The 21,619-nt window shown below is 55.3% G+C and carries 17 protein-coding genes and 1 tRNA gene; 8 read left to right on the top strand and 10 right to left on the bottom strand.

Going from position 1 to position 21,619, the window contains the following annotated elements:
* Window positions 1-310 precede the first annotated feature (310 nt).
* Window positions 311-2,959, bottom strand: a complete 2,649-nt coding sequence (locus ACTRWH_RS16820; protein ID WP_228210823.1) for a penicillin acylase family protein — start codon at window positions 2,957-2,959, stop codon at window positions 311-313.
* A 300-nt stretch (window positions 2,960-3,259) separates the two neighbouring features.
* Here ACTRWH_RS16820 and ACTRWH_RS16815 point away from each other — a divergent pair, with 300 nt between their 5' ends.
* Window positions 3,260-4,345 (top strand): GGDEF domain-containing protein, encoded by a 1,086-nt coding sequence (locus tag ACTRWH_RS16815; RefSeq protein ID WP_228210822.1) that lies wholly within the window; start codon window positions 3,260-3,262, stop codon window positions 4,343-4,345.
* Here the strand turns inward: ACTRWH_RS16815 and ACTRWH_RS16810 are convergent.
* On the bottom strand, window positions 4,303-5,421 hold the full coding sequence (locus ACTRWH_RS16810; protein WP_126810391.1) for a CaiB/BaiF CoA transferase family protein: 1,119 nt from the start codon (window positions 5,419-5,421) through the stop codon (window positions 4,303-4,305). The two genes, ACTRWH_RS16815 and ACTRWH_RS16810, sit on opposite strands and share 43 nt — an antisense overlap.
* 177 nt (window positions 5,422-5,598) lie before the next feature.
* Here ACTRWH_RS16810 and ACTRWH_RS16805 point away from each other — a divergent pair, with 177 nt between their 5' ends.
* Entirely contained in the window at window positions 5,599-6,618 is a 1,020-nt protein-coding gene (locus tag ACTRWH_RS16805) for an AraC family transcriptional regulator (RefSeq protein WP_075195573.1), read from the top strand.
* Here the strand turns inward: ACTRWH_RS16805 and ACTRWH_RS16800 are convergent.
* On the bottom strand, window positions 6,609-7,469 hold the full coding sequence (locus tag ACTRWH_RS16800) for a hypothetical protein (protein ID WP_075195574.1): 861 nt from the start codon (window positions 7,467-7,469) through the stop codon (window positions 6,609-6,611). The two genes, ACTRWH_RS16805 and ACTRWH_RS16800, sit on opposite strands and share 10 nt — an antisense overlap.
* A 5-nt stretch (window positions 7,470-7,474) precedes the next feature.
* The gene (locus tag ACTRWH_RS16795; protein ID WP_228210907.1) at window positions 7,475-8,950 is read right to left on the bottom strand and encodes a DNA recombination protein RmuC; all 1,476 of its coding nucleotides are present in this window, start codon (window positions 8,948-8,950) and stop codon (window positions 7,475-7,477) included.
* Between the two features lie 367 nt (window positions 8,951-9,317).
* Between ACTRWH_RS16795 and ACTRWH_RS16790 the strand changes: the two genes are divergently transcribed.
* The 4 genes from ACTRWH_RS16790 (at window position 9,318) to ACTRWH_RS16775 (ending at window position 13,120) form a co-directional block, all read left to right on the top strand.
* A complete protein-coding gene (locus ACTRWH_RS16790) occupies window positions 9,318-9,704 on the top strand; it encodes a hypothetical protein (RefSeq protein ID WP_228210821.1) in 387 nt (128 codons plus the stop codon).
* A 154-nt stretch (window positions 9,705-9,858) separates the two neighbouring features.
* Complete coding sequence (locus ACTRWH_RS16785) at window positions 9,859-10,656, top strand: ATP-dependent zinc protease family protein (protein WP_126810392.1); 798 nt, start codon at window positions 9,859-9,861, stop codon at window positions 10,654-10,656.
* Window positions 10,653-12,170: an inactive transglutaminase family protein gene (locus ACTRWH_RS16780; protein ID WP_091644480.1), complete on the top strand. Its 1,518-nt coding sequence runs from the start codon at window positions 10,653-10,655 to the stop codon at window positions 12,168-12,170. The genes ACTRWH_RS16785 and ACTRWH_RS16780 overlap by 4 nt, the downstream gene beginning before the upstream one ends.
* Window positions 12,170-13,120 (top strand): alpha-L-glutamate ligase-like protein, encoded by a 951-nt coding sequence (locus ACTRWH_RS16775; RefSeq protein ID WP_036206034.1) that lies wholly within the window; start codon window positions 12,170-12,172, stop codon window positions 13,118-13,120. The genes ACTRWH_RS16780 and ACTRWH_RS16775 overlap by 1 nt, the downstream gene beginning before the upstream one ends.
* Window positions 13,121-13,183: 63 nt before the next feature.
* Here the strand turns inward: ACTRWH_RS16775 and ACTRWH_RS16770 are convergent, their stop codons facing one another.
* Window positions 13,184-14,773: a BCCT family transporter gene (locus ACTRWH_RS16770; protein WP_075195576.1), complete on the bottom strand. Its 1,590-nt coding sequence runs from the start codon at window positions 14,771-14,773 to the stop codon at window positions 13,184-13,186.
* A gap of 248 nt (window positions 14,774-15,021) precedes the next feature.
* On the opposite strand from ACTRWH_RS16770, the gene ACTRWH_RS16765 reads away from it, so the two are divergent.
* Both ACTRWH_RS16765 and ACTRWH_RS16760 read left to right on the top strand, forming a co-directional pair.
* On the top strand, window positions 15,022-16,668 hold the full coding sequence (locus tag ACTRWH_RS16765; RefSeq protein WP_127400829.1) for an FMN-binding glutamate synthase family protein: 1,647 nt from the start codon (window positions 15,022-15,024) through the stop codon (window positions 16,666-16,668).
* Between the two features lie 116 nt (window positions 16,669-16,784).
* Window positions 16,785-16,861: transfer RNA gene (locus tag ACTRWH_RS16760), tRNA-Pro, on the top strand.
* A gap of 60 nt (window positions 16,862-16,921) precedes the next feature.
* Here the strand turns inward: ACTRWH_RS16760 and ACTRWH_RS16755 are convergent.
* The 5 genes from ACTRWH_RS16755 to pheS all read right to left on the bottom strand — a co-directional run bounded on the left by ACTRWH_RS16755 (window position 16,922) and on the right by pheS (window position 21,492).
* Window positions 16,922-17,293, bottom strand: a complete 372-nt coding sequence (locus tag ACTRWH_RS16755; RefSeq protein WP_075195578.1) for a VOC family protein — start codon at window positions 17,291-17,293, stop codon at window positions 16,922-16,924.
* 116 nt (window positions 17,294-17,409) lie between these two features.
* Window positions 17,410-17,775: a MerR family transcriptional regulator gene (locus ACTRWH_RS16750; RefSeq protein WP_036204624.1), complete on the bottom strand. Its 366-nt coding sequence runs from the start codon at window positions 17,773-17,775 to the stop codon at window positions 17,410-17,412.
* Window positions 17,756-18,058 carry an integration host factor subunit alpha gene (gene ihfA / locus ACTRWH_RS16745; protein ID WP_007151838.1) on the bottom strand — a complete coding sequence of 101 codons (303 nt, stop codon included), beginning with the start codon at window positions 18,056-18,058 and terminating at the stop codon, window positions 17,756-17,758. The genes ACTRWH_RS16750 and ihfA overlap by 20 nt, the downstream gene beginning before the upstream one ends.
* A 3-nt stretch (window positions 18,059-18,061) precedes the next feature.
* Window positions 18,062-20,434, bottom strand: coding sequence for a phenylalanine--tRNA ligase subunit beta (gene pheT / locus ACTRWH_RS16740; protein WP_036204618.1), 2,373 nt, complete (start codon window positions 20,432-20,434; stop codon window positions 18,062-18,064).
* A 59-nt stretch (window positions 20,435-20,493) separates the two neighbouring features.
* Window positions 20,494-21,492 (bottom strand): phenylalanine--tRNA ligase subunit alpha, encoded by a 999-nt coding sequence (pheS, locus tag ACTRWH_RS16735; RefSeq protein WP_036204614.1) that lies wholly within the window; start codon window positions 21,490-21,492, stop codon window positions 20,494-20,496.
* Between the last annotated feature and the right edge of the window lie 127 nt (window positions 21,493-21,619).

The raw sequence follows: 21,619 nt of genomic DNA, 5'->3' as shown, positions 1-21,619 counted from the left end.
GGGCAGATTGTAAGCACAAACCCTCGCCACCTTGGCGGGGGTTTGTGCTTTAAGGTAAGCGCCTCCCCAAAAGCATGATCGACATCTACTAGGTAGTGCCCCAAAGAACTCACCCAAATAACACTCTATAGCTCCGCCTTACAGGGACATTAGAGCACGGTTAGAAGGCATTTCTGTTCTTGGACAGGAACAAGTGAGTACTTCAAAGGTGGGAGAGGAAACATAGCTAGGGGCAGGCCGACTCACTGCTTTGATGTAATAACGCGGACATACAGCGTGTCCGCGTTATTAACGTTACTCTACCTCAGTATCAATTAGAAATCGTTATCTCACCATTCGTCAGGAGATTGGCTTCGATGTCCGACTCATCAAACCAGAACTGGCGATAGTCCTCTTCAGAATACCGCAGGCTTTGGTCATTGAAGTGGGTCGAATCCGAATCAGACGACTGTGAGTAGCTTGTCAGCCCATAGGCCACTGGCCCCTGCTCTGTAAACTCAAGACCGAAGTGCCAACTGGTGCCTCTGGCCATCTGCCATCCCTCACCAGACTGGTCAGAGAGCCCTGCGGTATTGGAAATAACGCTAGGAGCAATCCGTGGAAAGACGGTGTCTTCAGCTACCGGGCTCGTCACCACCCCAATCGCGTTAAACGCACCGTCAATGGAGCCATCCCCACCATGCCACGGAAACGGGTTACCAAGAGTTGTTGGTGCGCCGCCTGGTGGAACACCACCTGTGGGCTGGTAGTACTGAACGTCTCCCAGAGGTGAGTCGTAGGCAATATTGACAGAATCAAGCGCTTCCAGACCATCCGCCAGCGCAATCAACATCGTATCGTCAGCGGTTCCAGCATTCGCTGCCGAGGGAGTCGACGGTGTCGCGACAGGATCGGCTGCGTCGAACGGCACAGTCAGATCCGTCCCGAAGTCATCCCGGTAATTGGCGATAAACACTCTGAAGACATGAGCACCGATACTGTCGGTGTTGTAAACACCGTCCCAGCTCTGCAGCACCTCACATGCCGTATCGACGGTGCGTCCACCTCCGGCGGACAAGTTAACGGGGGTCGCTCCGATCGTTGTGCATCGAGACCTGAGCTCTGTCAGGAACATATCCGTGTACCAGGTACGGTTGTTGTAGATCACTTCGATGAGATCAATAGCCCCGAACTTTCCATCCTGCCCCGCCGGTGCTCGATCCGCAAAACCGGCATCCATAGGATTCTTCAGCATTGAGATCCCGATGCGAGTCCGCGGGTTAAGCGGCGTTTCCTCAGAGCCAAAGAGCGGCGAGAAGCCCGTCAGGAACTGATCCGGGTTGGTCGACCAATAGCTGTCATTGGAGTTCTGAACCCAATCCGTACGGACCATCTGGGGACGCTGCTCGAACGGTACGAGACCGTCACACTCCCCTTCAACCCAGTCATCACGGGACTTACTGCCATCCAGCAGGGTCAAGCCATTGTTGAACAACTGATTGTACCCGGCATTCACCGAACGCTTGAAGTCCACCACCGCAAGCGCGGCACCCGAGAGATTTGGCACCGAACTGCTGTCAATGTAATAGGCGTTACCCTGATCGTCAGCATAGGTGGTGTTGGTCCAGAACGTTGTTCCGCAGTTTTCAAAGACGGCCTGAAACTCATCCAGGTTGGATGCTCTGCTCATCTGCAACCAGGTATCCAGCAGTTTTTCCGTACCGGCATTGGCATCGCGGTAGGTATATGCCGTTCCGTTGGCTCCCCAGGCCGGGAGAGCCCCGCCAGTGACAGCGTCCGCTGCCAGCATCGGGCCATACTCAGAGAAGTAGAAGGTTTTCTCCAGCACCAACGGTGCCGGCCCTCCAGTGTTTACCTCAATCTGATAGGTCTCAGAGGTGATCGGTTTTTCCTCACCATCCTTTATGTAGGTGAAGTTGTCACCGTCCTTGAGCGTGAGTTCGTAAAGCGTGAACCGACGACTGGTGGTTACAGTATGAGACCAGGCCAGATTCTCATTGAAGTTGATCAATGGGATGGCCGTCCCCAACAACCCTGCGCCGTTGGTGTTCAGATACCCAGGAACGGTCAACTGAACCTGGTAAAGCCTACGATGTCCCGTGTAGGGGAAATGTGGATTGGCCAGCAAAGCACCCTTGCCCTGCTCCGACATATCGCCGCCAATGCCCCACGCATTACTGCCAAGGCCGATGTCCTGAAAATCGGTCTGGCTTGAGGCGCCTGTGTGAGCGTTCGCCACCATACGCTTCAGGTCACTCTCCTGTTCTTTGCCCTCAGTGCCAGTTACGCTTGCAACCGGCGTCGGCAGAGGCGACTCGCCATTGGGTACAGCAACAAATACGGCTCCCGTGGCAAACAGTGCGCCACTGGCATACTGGCCAACGATGCGATAGTGAGCGAACAGGTCTACCGGAGTAATTTCCTTCACCCAGGGTTGATCACGACACTCGCTCGGCAAGTCTCCTGGAGCGGTTTCGTTCACGTATTGATTATAACCAGCCGCGAAGCCCTCAATCATGGCACGGGTTTCCGCACTCAGATTGGGATATTCCTCTTCTGCCCCGCTGAGAATCTTCTGCGCTTTGTAGCTGAAGTCGTTGATAACGTTAATGTCGTCCGGCCCAGGGCCAAAATATTTCGCACGCTCACTTCTGGCTTTGACAATGGCCTCTGCAAGCAGGCATACGTTGTCCTGAGTTTGAGCGTAGCCCGCACCAAACGCCGCAGACGCGAGATTGTCCGCTTTCACGTGCGGAACTCCGTTCGTAGTCCTCCTTATAGTTGCCTCAAATGTACCGTCCGCCGGGAAAAGCTGTTCGTTCACCGAGCTATCGGAGTCGGAAGAAGAACTGCTTCCGTCGAAACATCCTGCAATCAGAAAGCTGCTGGCCAGCGCTACCCCGGCCGCTTTCAACGCGCTTTTGTCTGCGCTCCTGAAAGGTTTGCGAAGCGATTTCATAGTGATTCGTCCATTGTGATTGTTATGGGTAAGCCAAAGATGACTCACTATCACAAATTAGCAGACAAACCTCTCGTTAGCTAAGGGTTGATTTATGATTCACTTCTTTGCTGGGTGGCATTATGAAACATTTCACATATCCTGTTTGTACAGCGTGGCACTATTGCGATTCACGTCGCTTGCGACCTTCGGATTCCCAACAACAAGTAGCCTATGAGTCAACCTGACAATACCGGGGCCAACAGATCTCCGGCTCAAAACACCGAACGGGAGCAGAAGCTTCGCCTACGGCGACTCGGAATGTCTTTCGGGTCCTACATGGTCACGTTCAGCATCGTCGTATACTGCTGGGTGCAGGGCCTGATTTCGTTGGGCGTAACGGTGGGATTTCTGGCATTCGCCTCACTGATCAATGCCACTTTCTGGTGGTTGATCCATACCGGTCGAAACCTGAAGTTCCATGATCCAAGCATGACATCGGCACAGATGATCGTGTCCCTGCTTCCCCCTATCTGGGTAATGGCTTTTCTGGAGGCTGGTCAGGCCCGGGCCATCTTCCTTCTGATCGCAGTCGTGCCCATGCTGTTTGGCATCCTCGCGCTGACAACCCGCCAGTTCATTGTTGTGGGGGTATGGTTTTTTGCATTGTATGGCCTGCTACATCTCGGCCTGTGGGCGTACCGGCCAGAGGTAGTTAACAGTGAACTAGAGATTCTGCAAACGGTGGCCTTCGCCCTTGTTATGGCTGAAATTACCATTATTGGCGGCTTCATCAGCAGCCTTCGGGGCAAGCTGCGGCAACGCAACCTGGAACTGGGTGAAGCCATGGAGCAGATTCGGGAACTGGTGAACGTGGATGCCTTGACCGGCGTCTACAATCGCCGCCGGCTGTTCGAGGTCATCTCAGAGGAGTCTAATCGCTACAGCCGAATGCCGGGCTCATTCTCCATTTGCCTGATGGACATTGACCACTTCAAAGAGGTCAATGATACCTACGGGCACCAGGCCGGGGACATGATTCTGCAGGCCGTCGCTCGCTCAGTGAAAGACGGGCTGAGAACCATCGACTGTTTTGGCCGTTACGGGGGAGAAGAATTCCTGCTGGTCCTCCCACAGACTCCCCTTGAAGGCGCGCGCATTAAGGCAGAAAGAGTGCGGGAAACCATAGAGCGCCTGACGTTTCCCGATATCGGGGATGATTTCCGGGTAACCGTATCGATTGGCGTGGCAGAGTATCACCGCGAAGAAAGCACGGACGACACCCTGCTCAGGGCCGATCAGGCACTGTATGCGGCGAAACACGATGGCCGCAATAATGTGAAGTTGGCCGCCACCCGGACGCCTCAGAAATCGCCGTTGTCGGCCCCCAGTGTCCGGCCGATATAACGGCTCTCACAGGGCGTTGCACTGAATTTTATCGGGTGGCCAATCTGCTTTTGGGTCCCCCCAGCCCCTTTTGCCACATCAATAACCATGCCGCGCGCTTTCAGCTGAGGATGTTCGGCTGCCTCGGTAATGGTCAGCACCGGCTCCACGCACGCATCAACGTTCGCAAATACGTCCTGCCATTGTGCCAACGTTTTTTGTGCAATGTTGGACTTCAACGCCTCCCGGATGGCCTGCTGGTGCTCAGGGTTCTGGCTCAAGGCAAAGCTCTTCATGTCGGGGATACCCAGGGCATCACAAAGCCGGTCGGAAAACTGGGGCTCCAGGCTACCCACAGACAACCATCGGCCGTCGCTGGTCTGGTAGTAGTCGTAGAAGGTGCCGCCGTTGAGCATGGAGCTTTCCGGCTTCTGTTCCTGCCCTCCCGCCAAGGCTGCAGCACCGGCCATCGTATTGAGGGCAAAGGCGGCGTCGGTCATGCTGATATCGATAAACTGCCCCTCTCCTGTTTGCTGGCGGTGAATCACAGCCGCCAGTATCCCCATAACGGCATGGTGTGAGCCGCCTGCCACATCGGCAACCTGGATACCCATCGGTGGTGGCCCGGTTTCCCGGCGACCGCAATGGCTGGAAACTCCGGCCAGTGAAAGGTAGTTGATATCATGCCCTGCCCGATCCTTGTAGGGGCCAGTCTGACCGTAACCGGTAATCGCGCAGTAAATAAGATTGGGGTTGATGGCCTTGAGGGTTTCATAACCAATCCCAAGCCGGTCCATAACGCCGGGTCGAAACTGTTCAACCACCACGTCGTACTCTGTCACCAGCTGCTTGACCAGGTCGGCACTGCCCTCTTGCTTCAAATCCAGCCCAAGGGATCGCTTACCCCGATTGAGGAAGGTGTGGGACGTACTGACGCCATCTTCCAGCGGCGGCATCACTCGGGTCAGGTCCAGGCGGCCAGGGGCCTCCACCCGCAATACATCCGCGCCCATATCCGCCAGCAGCATGGTAGCGTAGGGGCCTGGCAGCAATGTACTGAAATCCAGAACCTTCAGGTTGCTCAGTGGGCCGGGCATGCAAACCTCCTTCTCTATTTTTGGACAACCCTGATGCTGCCCTGTTTTCCCCGCGGGGCCAACTGCCGGTTCCATCATTCCAATTGACTATTTCTTCCAGTGCGGCGCGAGAGTGATGGTTGCATTGTACCCAAGGGGTTTTATGATGGGCTTCGTTCAATAAGGATAAAGGATGATATGTCGGAACTCACCGTTTCCAGGCACTTCGTGGAAGCCGCATTGGTTGGGGCCGAAAGAGCGGGGATTGATACCCATACAATGCTGCGCGAGGCCGGAATTTCACCGGACCTGCTGAAGATCGAAATGGCCCGGGTGAGCAGCACCCAGTACAGCCGGCTGATGCAGGCTGCCTGGAACGCAATGGACGATGAGTTCATGGGGTTGGGGCCACGCCGCTGCCGCACCGGCACGTTCGCCACCATGTGCGCGCTGGTTATCGACTGCCCCAATCTTGAGGCGGTCTATCGCCAGGCGTTTGATTTTTGCCGCCTGTTCGAGCCCATGGTCACCATGAAACTGGAAGTGGACGACAGGACTGCCCGGCTGGTAACGGTGATCGAAGGGGATATCCACGACCCGATGCATTTTTTCCGGGAAAGCATACTGGTCATCTGGCATCGTCTTGGCAGTTGGTTGATCGGGCAACCGGTGGAGCTGCTTAAGGCGGAATTCAGTTACCCCAGGCCGCCCCATGGCGACGAATACCGGCATATCTTCCATTGCCCACTGTCGTTCGAAGCCAGTGAAACCGCCCTGACGTTCGACAAGCGTTTTCTGCAGGCTCCGGTGATACGCGACAAGCCGGAAATGCGGCAGTTCCTGAAAACCTCACCGGCCGACCTGCTGTCGCGCCCGGACGAGAGCAACACCTTCACCGGACGTATCCGCGCACTGATTGGCCGGGATTTTGCGAGATCCCTGCCCGACTTCGAATGGATTGCCACAGAGCTTCACACCAGCCCCCAGACTCTTCGCCGACGGCTGAAGCAGGAAAACACCTCCTTCCAGGAGATCAAGGACCTACTACGCCGGGACATGGCCATCTATTACCTGTCCCGGCCAGACCTGCCGATCAATGACATTGCGTTTCGGGTCGGATTCACCGAACCCTCAACGTTTCACCGCGCCTTCAAGAAGTGGACAGGAGTCACTCCCGGTGCTTACCGCGAAGGCGAACGGGGTCAGCTTCAGGATTGACTGGGGCTCTGCATGGTCCGAATCAGCCGGCCAAGGGTGCGGGCAATTTCCTCGGCCCGTTCGCGATCCGGGCTGAGTTTCATCAACCGCGAGCCATCTCGTGGGTCGTAAATCCAGCAACTGGCGGTTGAACTCTCGCAATTCCATTCAATCTGAGGATTGACTCCGAAAACGCCCATGGACTCGGTCGTTTTGACAACACGACCACCGGACTCACGTCGGGACTCCTGGATACTGATAGTGTCGTTCAGCCTCTCAATCCTGTACGACACATCGGCAGGACGGTCCAGCCTTACGATCCTCTGATCTTCACGCCAACCAGCAACGTCCAGGAGCGTATTGGCATGAATCACCAGCGCGTCGGCGTTCGAATCCGCCAGATAGAGTTCCCGGAGTTTCCCCAGCGACTGCTCGCTTGCAGGCTCGATAATGGCCACTGGCTCCGGATCAATAGAGCCATTGTTCTTGGCACTTGCGCCCTCTTGCTGGCGGGCTTTTTCGACATTGGTTATCAGTTTGAGCGCATCGGTGTAGTGCTCGCCTTCTCTGCCCGCCAGACTGACGTACTTTTCCAACGCTGCTTGTGCCTCATTGTAGTGATCAGATTCCAGCATCACGCGGCCGCGAAAATAGAAATAGTTCGCCGGTTTCTCCCCCTCCAGTTGCTGGAGACGGTTCAGGTACTCACCCGCTTCACCCCAGCTCTCTGAGGAAACGGCCTCTTCAGTGGCAAGCATTAATCGACGGGTCTCGTGTTCAGGCTCAAGGGCACTAACCTGACCGGCCATCAGTAGGGATGCCAACATAAAACCACTGACTGAACGACGCCCGACTCGGGTTATCTTCACCATCTTGTTTACTCCTGCTGATTATCCCGGGCGGCGTCTTCGTCCACCGTGGGCCCGACCGGATCGCTGGTGTCATCCACACCATCGGCGTCCACTTCGGCTTGATCCAAAATCGCTTTCGGGAGTTCTTTTTTAACACGAACGCCCAACTCCACAAAGCGATTGGCTTGCGAGATAAGGTTGCCGCGACCACGGGTGAGCGTATTCATCGCCGAATCATAGGTTCCCTGCGCGGTGTGCAACTGGCTGCCCAGCTTTTCCATCGCTTCTACAAAAACCCGAAGCTTGTCGTACACCGCACTGGCACGGTCGGCAATCCTACGCGCATTCTGGCTTTGACGCTCGTATCGCCAGATATTTTCAATGGTTCGCAAGGTCGCAAGCAATGTCGTCGGTGTAACCACAATAATCTTTCGCTCGAACGCTTCTGCGAATAGGTTCTCGTCCTGCTGAAATGCAGCCACAAAGGCCGGTTCAATGGGCATGAAAAGAAACACGAAATCCGGAGAGTGCAGGCCGTGAAGCTGGCTGTAATCTTTCTCGCTCAGGGCGCGAATATGATTACGCACCGCCTCAACGTGCTGGCGAAGGGCTTCTTCCCTGGCAGTCTCATCCTCTTCCGTTGCCCACTGCTGGTAGGCCAGCAGGGACACCTTCGAATCCACCACCAGGTTTCGGCTGTCCGGCAAATGAACGATGACATCGGGGCGCAGCAACTGGTTGTCATCATCTCGGTAGCTGCCCTGGGTTTCATACTCAATACCCTTGCGCAAACCGGAGCGCTCGAGGACGCGCTCCAGAATCAGCTCGCCCCAGTTGCCCTGGATTTTCTTGTCTCCTTTAAGCGCCTTCGTGAGGTTGGAAGCTTCTTCGGTGATCTGGCGGTTCAGTTCCTGCAGGGATTTGATCTCACTCCTTAATGCCTGTCGATCCCGAGTTTCGGTGGTATAGACATCCTCTACCCGTTTACGGAAATCCTGGAGTTGATCCCGGAATGGGTTCAGCAGGGTGTCGATGCTGGTGCGGGTCTGCTGGCTGAAGCGCTCGCTCTTCTGCTCGAAAATACGATTCGCAAGATTCTCGAACTCCTGTTTCAACGCATCACGATTTCGTTCCAGTAACTCCAGTTTCTCCGTGGTTGCACGGCGCTCCTTGTCCAGCGTTACTTCCTGCTCGCGCTGGGCAACCCTGGCGTCGCCAAGCTCGCGGGAGAGCTCATCGGCTCGCTGCTGCTGGGACTTCCTCTCGGTTTCGAGTTGTTCTATGCGATCCAGCCGCGCCTTACTTTCGGACTCCAGCCCGGCCACCCGATTTTCCAGCGTTGCCGCACGCTGTCGCCAATGTTCGGTGTCCCGGCTCGCCTGCTCTGCCTCGGTTTTGCCGTTTTCGAGAGCAGCTTCAAGCTGATGGAGGCGCTGTTCGTCCATCGCCCGCGTGTACTCAAGCTCCCGGAGTGCGGATCTGGCACGGCCCCCCTTAACCATTGAAAACACCAGACAGCACAGCGCTAGCACCAACAAAATCAGCAAAGTGACGGTTTCCGGCCTACGCCCCACTATATCGATGATTGCCTCGGGCACCCCGATCTCCTCTAAATGACTGACTCAAACATTACGATAGAACAACAGTTTACCGTATTCGTGGAACCTTTTTGTTCGGACTCACGTCAAAGGTTTGCCATTCACTGGTTCTAGTGGACCAATTGGCAAATTTCCCGACCCAAGGCATCCGGCTCTGGACTCGGAACGTAATATCATCTAAAACGGTGAATGTGGCCTGTTTGCCGACAGAATGGCTGGTTTGCTGCCGGGTGCCAAGGTCCAGGAGCAGTATAAGGGACAGGAATTCAACATGCTCAAAGAGCTATGGAGAAAATTGGGATCTGAATTCTCCCATTCCGGGTGTTCGGACGTGGAAGGCCGTGAATACCGCAGGCCTGGCGCTCAATTCAGCCACGGTGGTTTTCGCATTCTTCCCCATATGACCCACACCGGGGAATTCCACCTGGAAAGACTGACTGGCATCCTGAAGGGGCGCTACGGCAGAACCTTTCAGAACAATGGGGACGAATCCATCCGCGATCTGATTCACTTCGCTTCCCGCATTCAGGATCAGGATGTCCAGAGAGAACTGCTGCTGTTTTACCTGAACTGCTCCCCTGTGGTGCAGGAATACCTTCGTTCCGAAGAAGTTCTTGCTCAAAACCACTTCCTTTCCCGGACATCCGGGAAAAAATAATACCCGCCGTTAATGATCTGTAAACCGACTCAACAGTTATGTTGTTGTATACTGCCGGCCTGTGATTACAAGTGGCTGTTCTAGCACACCCGAATTATCCTTGCAGCACTCTGTAATTAAAGTATCAAAGTCGTGGATTCAGGGGTTTCGGATCTTGTCTATACGTTCAGAGTTTGGAAAGTTGGCCGCGGCCGGCCTTGTGGTATCACTCATCACCGGCTGCACTGCGGATCGTTACTTTATGGTGCCGAAGCAGGATCTTGACGCGCTGAATACCTCCGTTATTAATCAGGGTGAACAGGTCGTTCGCCTTGAGAACCGGACGGATGAGAATTTCCAGGCGCTGACCCGGCTGAATGAGGAATCCACGAAAACCATCCTCGACGCCATCACCGAACAGGTCGAAAAACCCGCCTGCCCTCCCACCCCCAAACAGCAGGCCTGCACAGCGGGGCAGTCTGGTTCCAAAAGCGATGGAAGGGCCGACCGACTCAAGGGCAAGGTTGTTGTTGGAGAGTTGGAGAAATTCTACCTTGCTGGCCCCGGCCTGATTTACGATGCTCGCATTGACAGCGGGGCCGAAACCTCTTCATTGGATGCCCGAAACATCACGCGGTTTGAACGGGATGGGAATAACTGGGTAAGGTTTGACGTGCCGGTACCTGACTCCGAAGACATGGTAACGCTGGAACGGGAAATCTCACGCCGGGTCAGGATTATCCAGTCCAGCACCGATGAATCGGAACGCCGTGTGGTGGTGGAGTTGCAGTTCATGATTGGCAACCACCGGCAACAGGCTGAGTTTACACTGACCAACCGAGAGCACCTCTCACACACGGTGCTGGTTGGCCGCAACATTCTGAGGGACGTCATGTTGATTGATGTGGGCAAGGAGTTCGCCACCGAACTGCCCGACAAACTGCCAGCCGAAGAAAATGGGGACCAACCTTGAGTAGCCGCTCACGCATTCCGTTTTTTTTCGCCATCCTCCTTCTTATTGCGGCTGGAATTTCGATAGCCACTTGGCGGCACGTCGAGCTCGGCATTCCCTGGTTTACGGGGGAGCAAAAGCCGGTCTGGATGGTTGAGGCCCGAGTGGACTTCGATGGCACCGGAGAACCCGTACTCGCCAGCCTGAACATCCCCGATCAGCCACCCCAATTCCGCATTATTTCGGAGCAGGCTGCATCTCCCGGTTACGGTTTTTCCATCGTGGATGACTCCGGTGAACGCCGGGCTGAGTGGTCAAAGCGCAACGTTAGCGGCCCCCAGACGCTCTACTTCAAGGTTCAACTGATACCTGATGACAGAGCCCTGGGCAGCCAGCCCAAACGACCGCCCAAACCTGAACCGGTCTTCTGGGAAGAACCTCAGGCAACAGCCGTGGAAGAGTTGTTGCAACAGGCCGCTGAACGCTCCAGCACGCCTGAGAGCATGACCCGGGAACTGATTAAACTGCTCCAACCGGACCAGGGCGCCCAGAACACCACCCTGCTCGTGTCCGAAGCAAACTACATTGATCTGCTGACCCGGATGCTCAATCATGCAGGCATTCCCGCTCGAACGGCAGACGGCCTGGCCCTGGAAGATGCCAGGCGACGCCAGCAACTTCGTCCATTCCTGCAGATCTATGACGGTTCCCGATGGCTGACCTTCAACCCCCGCACAGCGGAACAGGGGCTTCCGGAACATGTCTTGCTGTGGCGACAGGCTGCAGCTTCCCTGCTGGATATTGTCGGCGGTGACAATTCAGACGTTAGCTTTTCCATGCTTCGGCAAACCATCCCGGCACTGCAATTGGCGCAGGCTCAGTCCAGCGAGAATGGCCTCGGCTTCCTGAGTCTTTACCAGCTCCCCATTGAAGAGCAAAGCATGTTCAGAATGCTTCTGCTGCTTCCCCTTGGGGCGCTCGTGGTGGCCTTTATGCGAATTGTCGTCGGCATACGAACGTCCGGCACGTTCATGCCGATACTGATCGCCGTGGCCTTTGTGCAGACGACACTGATTCCGGGGCTGATAGCCTTTATTTCCGTGGTGGCCATTGGCCTGCTCATGCGTGGCTACCTGTCGAGCCTTAACCTGCTGCTGGTCTCGCGAATATCCGCGCTGATCATTCTCGTGATCTTTATCACGGCCGGGCTGAGCATTGCGGGTTATCAAATGGGCTTCAACACGGGGATGACGGTTACCTTCTTCCCCATGGTGATTATCGCCTGGACGATAGAGCGCATGTCCATACTCTGGGAAGAGGAAGGCGCCCGGGAGGTGTTTGTTCAGGGAGCCGGTAGTTTGTTTGTCGCAGTCTGCGCATTTCTGATTATGAGCGCGCCCCTGGCGAGCCACCTGACGTTTAATTTCCCGGAACTTCATTTCGTGGTTTTGGGGCTGATCCTGCTGATGGGACAGTACACGGGCTACAAGCTCACAGAGCTCCGTCGTTTTTATCCGATGAAGGCGTATAACTGATGGGCTGGATTTCGCCCTTCAAGCTGAACCAACTGGGCATGCTGAACATGAACCGGCGCAATGTGGACTACATTGCGCGGTACAATAGCCGTTCTTCATACCCCTTGGTGGACAACAAACTCAAAACCAAGCTGGTGGTTGCCGAATACGATGTTCGCACCCCCAGGCTGCTGCAGGTGGTGCGTCAGCAACACGAAATCTCCCATTTCCGGGAAATGGCAGAGGACCTGGACGGCTTTGCCATCAAACCGGCCAAGGGTTCCGGAGGTAAAGGGATTACCGTGATTACCGGCCGGGACGATAACGATTACGTCAAGGCCTCGGGCTCGCGGGTATCCTCGAGCCACCTTGAGCGCCACCTGTCCAACATTCTTGCCGGGCTCTACTCGCTGGCCGGCACGCCCGACGTCGCCATTGTCGAGAACCTGGTGGAATCGATTCCATCACTCGCCAAGTATTCCTTCCAGGGTGTACCGGATATCCGCATCGTCGTTTTTCAGGGCTACCCCGTGATGGCAATGCTTCGGCTGGCTACAACCGCTTCAGATGGCAAGGCTAATCTACACCAGGGTGCCGTAGGTGTTGGACTCAATATCGCCAATGGCCACAGCCTGAATGCGGTACAGTTCAATCGACCGATCACCCTGCATCCCGATACAGGCCTCGCCCTGGAGAACCTGGTGATTGATGACTGGCAGGAAATGCTGGTAATGGCATCACGATGCTACGAGGCAACCGGGCTGGGATATATGGGTGTCGATCTGGTCGTGGACGCAAACGAAGGGCCTTTGCTGCTTGAGCTGAACGCCCGCCCCGGCCTGGCCATCCAGATGGCTAATGGTCGCGGTCTGTTGCCGCGCCTGAGGCAGATCGAAGCCCTCCGAAGGACGCACTTCACCCCGGAAGAAAGAGCCGCATTCGCCATGGATACCTTCACGTCCAAAACCTGACCTTCAAATAGCAGGCACAAAAAAACCGGGGCGAACCCCGGTTTTTTTACTTTCTCACACTTCTCAGAGCTTACCTTCGGCAATCAGCAGCTTGCGCTCATGGGTGAGGCCTTTCAGCAGCCCCCAGGTCATGACCAGCAATACTGCTGTAAACGGCAGTCCTGCCGTAATGGCAGCCGCCTGGATAGCGCCCAGTGCGTCTTCACCGCCACCGAAAATCAGTGCTGCGGCAATGGCACCTTCCATTACCACCCAGAACACACGCTGAGCTGTCGGCGCGTCGGTTTTACCACCCGCGGTAATGCTGTCGACGACCAACGAACCGGAATCAGAAGATGTCACGAAGAACACCAGCACCAGCACGATACCCACGAAGGATGAGATGGCAACGAACGGTAGGTTAGCGAACATCTGGAACATTGCCAGGGACACATCCGTCAAGCCATTCTCAGCCAGAGCACCAACACCGTCCTGGATCTGCTCCAGTGCGGAACCACCAAATGCGCTCATCCAGACCACGGTAATAACGGTTGGTACGATCAGCACCGCTGTCACGAACTCACGAACCGTACGACCCTTGGACACGCGGGCGATAAACATACCAACGAACGGTGACCAGGAAATCCACCAGGCCCAGTAGAAGACTGTCCAGCCGTGGAACCAGGCCTGGTCTTCGCGACCAAACGGATTGCTCAGTGTCAGGGCGTTACCAACGTAACTCGATGAGGTTACCCAGATGGTTTCAAAGATGGTCATGGTCGGACCGGCGAAGATGATGAAAAACAACAAAATACCGGCCAGCGACATGTTGAGGTTACTCAGAATCTTTACACCACCGTCGAGACCACGCAGCACCGAAATCAGGGCTACGGCCGTCACGCCGGTAATGATCGCCATCTGCACATTGATACCTGACGAAATCCCGAACAGGTAATCCAGGCCGGAAGCAGCCTGTTGCGCACCAAAACCAAGAGACGTGGCGAGACCAAAAATGGTTGCCACCACCGCCAGGATATCAATGATATGACCGGGCCAGCCCCAAACCCTATCACGGAGCAGTGGGAAGAACGCAGAGCGAATGGTCAGCGGCATGTTCTTGTTGTAGGCGAAAAACGCCAGAGACAGAGCCACAATCGCGTAGATTGCCCAGGGATGCAGACCCCAGTGATACATGGTCGCACCCATGGCCAACCGCGCGCCCTCGGCCGTATTGGCCTCAACGCCGAGCGGCGTTTCATACCAGCCTGTGTAGTAGGCGACTGGCTCGGCGACGGCCCAGAACATGAGACCGATACCCATACCTGCTGCAAAGAGCATGGCAAACCACGACATCGTCGAAAATTCTGGCTTGGCGTCCATCCCGCCGATGCGGATTTTGCCAACGGGCATGAATATAAGAGCAAGGGAGACAACGACAAAAATGTTGGCACTGATCAGGAAAAACCAGTCAAATTGTGCGATGGTCCACCATTTGGCGCCGTCGAGGAGCTCCTTCGCCTCTCCCGGGAAAATCAGCGTCCCGATTACAAACGCAACAACGATTATTGCCGTAATCGGAAAAACTGGCGCGTGTAGGTCCAGGCCAAACGGATTAATATTATCCTGGCCTGCGACGTAATCCGTTTGGTACTCGTCTTTTACAACGTCGCCCACGTTTTGAGCCTCCTGTTGGTGAAAATCTTTTCAATATTCGGATGCAAACGTTACAAGCTCGCCATCTTATTGCTTTGAGTTCAAAACATCAAAGAACGGACAACTTACGCCCTGAAAACAATCTTAGACCAATATTTCAGTGTTCGTACAAATTACTCCTTGATCCGTCTTGCCATACGGGAACGTATCTCCCGCACTTATACTGTTAATATTCTGCAAACATACTACACATCCACTCAGAGGAGTTTATGGCTAAAACCGAAACCTTCCCCTTCCGATATACGCTTTATGCGCTGAGCCTGACCGGCTTTATCGTTTCTCTACTGGCCAGTACCATCTGGGGGGGCTGGTTTTATGTCGTCCCCGTCCTGCTCGGGGGATTGGCGGCAACCGGCACATGGGATCTGCTTCAGCGTAAACGCACTGTTAGCCGAAATTACCCCATCCTCGCCCATTTTCGATATTTTCTTGAATCGATTGGCCCGGAAATACGCCAGTACTTCATCCAGTCCGACACCGACGAACGCCCCTTTTCACGTGAACAGCGCACCATCGTTTACCAGCGAGCCAAGAACGTACTCGACAAGCGCCCTTTCGGCTCACAGTTAGGTATGTATGACGAGGGTTTTGAGTGGATCAACCATTCCCTCCAGCCTTCTGCACTGAAAGACGCTGACTTCCGGATCGTGATTGGCAAACAGTGCGCCAAGCCCTATAACGCCAGCGTCTTCAACATCTCGGCGATGAGTTTTGGCTCGTTGTCGGCCAATGCCATCCTGAGCCTCAATGCTGGCGCAAAAATGGGGAACTTCTATCACGATACCGGCGAAGGCTCCATATCCCGCTATCACCGGGAACCGGGCGGAGATCTGGTCTGGGAAATTGGTTCCGGATACTTCGGATGTCGCAACGAAGACGGCACTTTCAACGAAGAGAGGTTCGCCCGCAATGCCACTCTCGACCAGGTAAAAATGATAGAGGTCAAACTATCCCAGGGTGCCAAACCTGGACATGGGGGCATTCTTCCCGGCGAGAAAGTGACACCGGAAATTGCCGAGGCCCGCGGCGTCGAAGCTGGCAAGGATGTCGTTTCCCCGGCAAGCCATTCAGCGTTCTCTACACCCAGGGAATTTCTCGAGTTTCTGGAGAAACTCCGTGAGCTATCGGGCGGCAAACCGGTGGGCTTCAAACTGGCTATAGGCCATCCCTGGGAGTGGTTCGCCATCGTCAAGGCCATGCTGGAGACAGGAAAAACACCCGATTTCATCGTTGTGGATGGCGGTGAAGGCGGCACCGGCGCGGCTCCTCTGGAGTTCATCAACCGTATTGGAACACCCATGACGGAGGCCCTGTTGCTGGTACACAACACACTCGTGGGCACCAACCTGCGCGAACACATTGCCATTGGCGCTGCGGGCAAGATCACCTCAGCATTCAACATAGCCCGGACCCTGGCCCTGGGGGCAGACTGGTGTAACGCGGCAAGGGGCTACATGTTCTCTCTCGGCTGCATACAGGCGCTCAGTTGCCATACAGGAAAATGCCCCAGCGGTGTTGCAACCCAAGACCCAAGGCGAAGCCAAAAGCTTGATGTTCAGGATAAGAGCCAGCGTGTTTACAACTATCACAAGAACACCCTGGAAGCCTTGATGAACCTGCTTGAGGCGTCAGGGCTCAAGCACCCCTCCGAACTTGGGCCGGAACACATCATCCGCCGCACCTCCAAGACGGAAACCCATTCCTATATGGACCTGTTTCCCTTTCTGGAGCCGGGTGCCCTTCTGGAAGGAGAGACCGGTGAAAGAGTGTTTGATACCTACTGGCCGAACGCTACCCCGGACAGCTTCGATCCGCCGGAGTTTATTCGTCAGCTTCGAGAAACCAAACTGCGATAGAAATGCCCGAAGAATTCGGCGATTGGATGTTTATTTTTATCCGAGGCTGGTGTAGACTTCGCTCCCGCTAAGCCACTGAGATATCTCTCAAGTTTCTCTCTGGCCACTGGCAATTTCGGGGCGTAGCGCAGCTTGGTAGCGCACTTGCATGGGGTGCAAGGGGTCGTAGGTTCAAATCCTACCGTCCCGACCAAATTCCCTACACAAAGCCCGGGCCGAAAGGCCCGGGCTTTGTTGTTTTCACAGACGACTGCTAGCCAAAGTGGAAGAAGGCCAGCTTGTTACCGTCCAGGTCTCTCACGTAGGCGCCATAGAACTGATCAGGGATCCGCTGGCCAGGCTCGCCGTCACAGCTCGCACCCAACTCCAACGCTCGCTTGTAGTGGGCATCTACCGCCTCCTTGGACCCTGGGTGAATGGCGACCATATTGCCATTGCCCGGCTGATTGGGTTCGCCATCGTAGGGAGTGCACACGGCCAGCATCGGCGCCTTCATACTCTCCCCAATAAACGCAATGCGGCCCATATCCAGAAGGACCCTAGCGCCGATATCTCCCAACAGTTCCGAGTAAAAGGCCTTGGCTCGGGACATATCACTGACGCCAATCGTTACGTATCCAATCATGCTGTTATTCTCCGGTGTGAGTGTCGGTCAACTATACGACCTATTTGTTCATTTCGGCGACTGCCACCAACAAAAAAGCCGAAGGCGAACCTTCGGCTTTCAGCTTCAAAAACGTCTCACTTCACCGGCGTATTGAGCACGTCGAGAACATCTTCCAGTTCGGTAATCATCTGCCGGATCAGCTGCTTGTACTGGGAGGTATCGTCTTTCACCTCGTGGCTGCTGAGCTTCTGCTTGGCCCCGCCAATGGTGTAGCCCTGATCATACAACAGGCTGCGGATCTGGCGGATGGTAATGACATCGGCACGCTGATAGTAGCGGCGGTTGCCACGGCGCTTGACCGGAGAAAGCTGAGGGAACTCTTGCTCCCAGTATCTGAGCACGTGCGCTTTTACAGCACAAAGTTCGGCAACTTCACCAATGGTGAAATAACGCTTCCCCGGTATCGTGGGTAATTCGTTGTTATGACTGGGTTCCAGCATACGCTTCTACTTTCTGTTTTAGTTTTTGTCCCGGGCGGAACGTAACAACACGCCGTGCACTGATCGGAATTTCCTCACCGGTCTTCGGGTTCCGTCCCGGCCGCTGTTTCTTGTCACGCAGATCAAAGTTACCAAATCCCGACAACTTCACCTGTTCGTTGTGGCTGAGAGCGCCTCTGATCTCGTCGAAAAAAGCTTCCACCATTTCCTTGGCTTCACGTTTGTTGAGACCCAACTCCTCGTACAACCGCTCTGCCATCTCCGCTTTCGTCAAAGCCGCCATCTGCTAACTCCTCAGTGTTGCCCCCAACTCTTCGCGCAGTGCGTCAATCACACCGTTGAAGAGCGAATGCACCTCTTCTTCATTTAGTGTGCGCTCGGGATGCTGCCAGAACAGGCTGAGAGCGAGGCTTCGGTTGCCTTCACCCAGGCTTTCACCTTCATAAACATCAAACGCACGCAAAGCCGTGAGGTGCTCCCCGGCGTGCTTTTTCGCTACACGCTCGACGTCTGCAAACCCCACGTCGCTTCCGATAATAATAGCCAAATCCCGCCGAACTTCTGGGAATTTTGAAATATCTTTGAAATTAGGCACATATCCAGAAACGACCGAATTCAAGAATAGCTCAAACATCAGAATCGTGCCATTAAGTTCCAGTTTTTTCTGCACTTGTGGGTGCAATGTGCCCAGCCAGCCTACATGTTCTCCGTCCCGCATCAACTCCGCCGTCTGGCCCGGGTGCAATGCGGGATGCTGACTGGCAAGGAACTGAACCTCGATACCAAGGAGCTGGAACAGACTCTCCAGCTCTCCTTTTACGTCAAAGAAATCGGCGTTTCTGCGACCGTTTGCCCAATTCTCTGGCAATTGCCCACCTGCGATCACCCCAGCGAGCATGGGCTGCTGATCAATCCGGTCGCCGTCTTTCACGAAACGGAGCCCGGTTTCGAACAGCCGAATTCGAGGTTGCTGACGGTTCTGATTGTAAGCCACGGTTTTCAGCAGTCCGCTCCAGAGGCTCGTGCGCATGACAGACAGATCCGACGAAATCGGGTTTGCCAGCGCAATGCCTTCCCGCTCTGGATCAATCAGGCCCTGAACCTTCGGGTCTACAAAGCTGTAGGTAATCGCTTCCTGGTATCCACACGTCACGAAATAGTTCTGGATAGCCGATACCGGGCGGACGGCCTCTTCCTGCGGGCGAAGGCCGAGTGATCCCGTGGGTTCCGTGACCGGCAGGTTGTTGTAACCGTATATCCGTCCAATTTCTTCGATCAGATCCTCTTCGATACTGATATCCGGGCGGAAACTCGGCACGTGTACCCGCCAGCCATCCTTCAGCAGCTTATCGATATGAAGGCCCAGACGGGTCAGAATTTCTTCCACCGTAGTGCGGTCGATCTCCAGCCCCAACACGTCGGCAACACGTGTCTCCCGAAGGTCCACCGTGCGGTCTTCAGGCAAGTCCTGCTTGCTGACAACCTCGACAATATCCCCAGGCTCGCCACCCACGATGGACATCAACAATGCCGTTGCACGCTCCATGGCATCGCGGGCAAGCTCGTAGTCCACGCCACGCTCGAACCTATGTGAAGCGTCCGTGTGAAGGCCATAGTGGCGCGCCTTACCCGCCAGAGTAATCGGATCAAAATAGGCAGCCTCAAGGATCAGGTCGCGGGTTCGCTCACTCACTCCGGAATGCTCGCCACCCATCACACCGGCAATCGCTATCGGCTTGGCGTGATCCGCGATAACCAGGGTATCCGGGGTCAGTTCCACTTCCTGTCCATCCAGCAATACCAACTTTTCACCCTGCATTGCCCGGCGCACAACAATGCCACCCTCTATTTCCTCACGGTCAAAGGCGTGTAGGGGCTGACCCAGTTCAAGCATCACATAGTTGGTAACATCCACCGCAGCGTCGATAGAGCGGATCCCGGAGCGGCGAAGCTTTTCCTGCATCCACAGTGGGGATTCAATGCTAAGGTCCACGTTGCGCAGGATTCTCCCCAGATACCGGGGGCAGCCTTCGGGGTCTTTCACGGCGATGTCAGGCACCTCTGAGTGCACTGCTTCCACGGGGAGAATTTCCGGCCCCTCAACCACAAGGCTGTTCAGTACCCCGACTTCCCGGGCGATCCCTTTGATCGACAGGCAATCACTGCGATTCGGCGTCAGATCCACATCGATGGTGACGTCGTTCAACTTGAGAAACTCACTCAGCTCCTGGCCTACCGGCGCATCGTCCGGCAACTCCATCAGGCCGTCATGGCTGTCCGAAAGGCCAAGCTCTGACTCTGAGCACAGCATTCCTTCCGAAGGTTGCCCACGCAGCTTGGCCTTCTTGATCTTGAAGTCGCCCGGCAACACCGCTCCGACGACGGCAAACGGCACCTTCAGGCCGTCGCGCACGTTGGGCGCACCGCAAACCACCTGTACCGTTTGAGCACCATCACTGACCTGACAAACCCGAAGCTTATCCGCATCGGGATGAGGCGATACCGACACAACCTCACCCACAACAATGCCACTGAACTTGCCGGCTACCGGCTCAAATCCGTCAACTTCCAGACCCGCCATGGTGATCTGATCCATCAATGCCTGGGTATCATTCGCCGGATTGACCCATTCGCGTAGCCACTGTTCACTGAATTTCATGGTATCTGCCTTGTCCTGATGCGGTGTTGCCTGTTAGTTCGTTTACCTTGATGGCGTGTTCAACGGAACTGCCGCAGAAAGCGGAGGTCGTTCTCAAAGAACATGCGCAGGTCATTCACGCCATAGCGAAGCATGGCAAGGCGCTCTACGCCCAGACCAAACGCAAAGCCACGATATTCCTCGGCATCGATACCGCAATGCTCGAATACTTTGGGGTGAACCATGCCGCAGCCCATCACTTCCAGCCATTTGATGCTGCCATCCTCTTCGCGCCCCCATTCGATATCCACCTCGGCGGACGGCTCCGTGAACGGGAAATAGGACGGGCGGAATCGCACTTCCAGGTCGCGCTCGAAGAATACCCGCAGGAATTCCTCAACGGTGCTCTTCAAGTCCGCAAAGCTCACGTCTTTCTCGACCAACAACCCTTCCACCTGGTGAAACATGGGAGTGTGGGTCATATCCGAGTCGCAGCGGTAGACGCGGCCGGGGCAAATCATCCGAAAAGGTGGCTTGCCATCTTCCATGGTGCGAATCTGAACCGGTGAGGTGTGGGTTCGCAGCAATGTGCCGGGATTGAAGTAAAACGTGTCATGCATGGCACGGGCCGGATGGTGGCCGGGAATGTTGAGAGCTTCGAAGTTGTGATAGTCGTCTTCGATTTCCGGCCCCTGCTCCACGGTATAGCCCGCGCGGGAGAAAAATTGCTCAATACGCTGAAGGGTGCGGGTAACCGGATGCAAACCACCCAGATCCTGGCCTCGCCCGGGAAGCGTCACATCAATGGATTCACTGGCGAGTTTTTGCTCGATGGCGGCGCGCTCAAGGTCTGTACGGCGGGCGTTGATAGCCTGCTCCACCTGCCCCTTGGCGTCGTTGATCTTCTGGCCGGCGGCGGGACGTTCTTCCGCAGACAGCTTACCCAGTGTCTTCGCCTGCTGGGTGATCACACCCTTCTTGCCAAGGTATTCAACACGAATCTGATCCAGTGCCTGCAAACTGTCGGCACTTTCAACCGCCGCCAGGCCGTCCTGAACGAGTTGATCCAGGTTTTCCATTGACCCTGCTCCAATCCAGAAATGGAATCACTCTAAACAAAAATAGGGGAAGAGCGCGCCCTTCCCCTATCAGAAGGCGTCTTCATGAACCCATGGAGACGCCTGAATCGATCGGTTAACCGATGAA

It is taken from the genome of Marinobacter sp. G5_S1_61_S3 (assembly GCF_054968585.1).
This window is presented reverse-complemented; position numbering and strand designations above follow the sequence as displayed.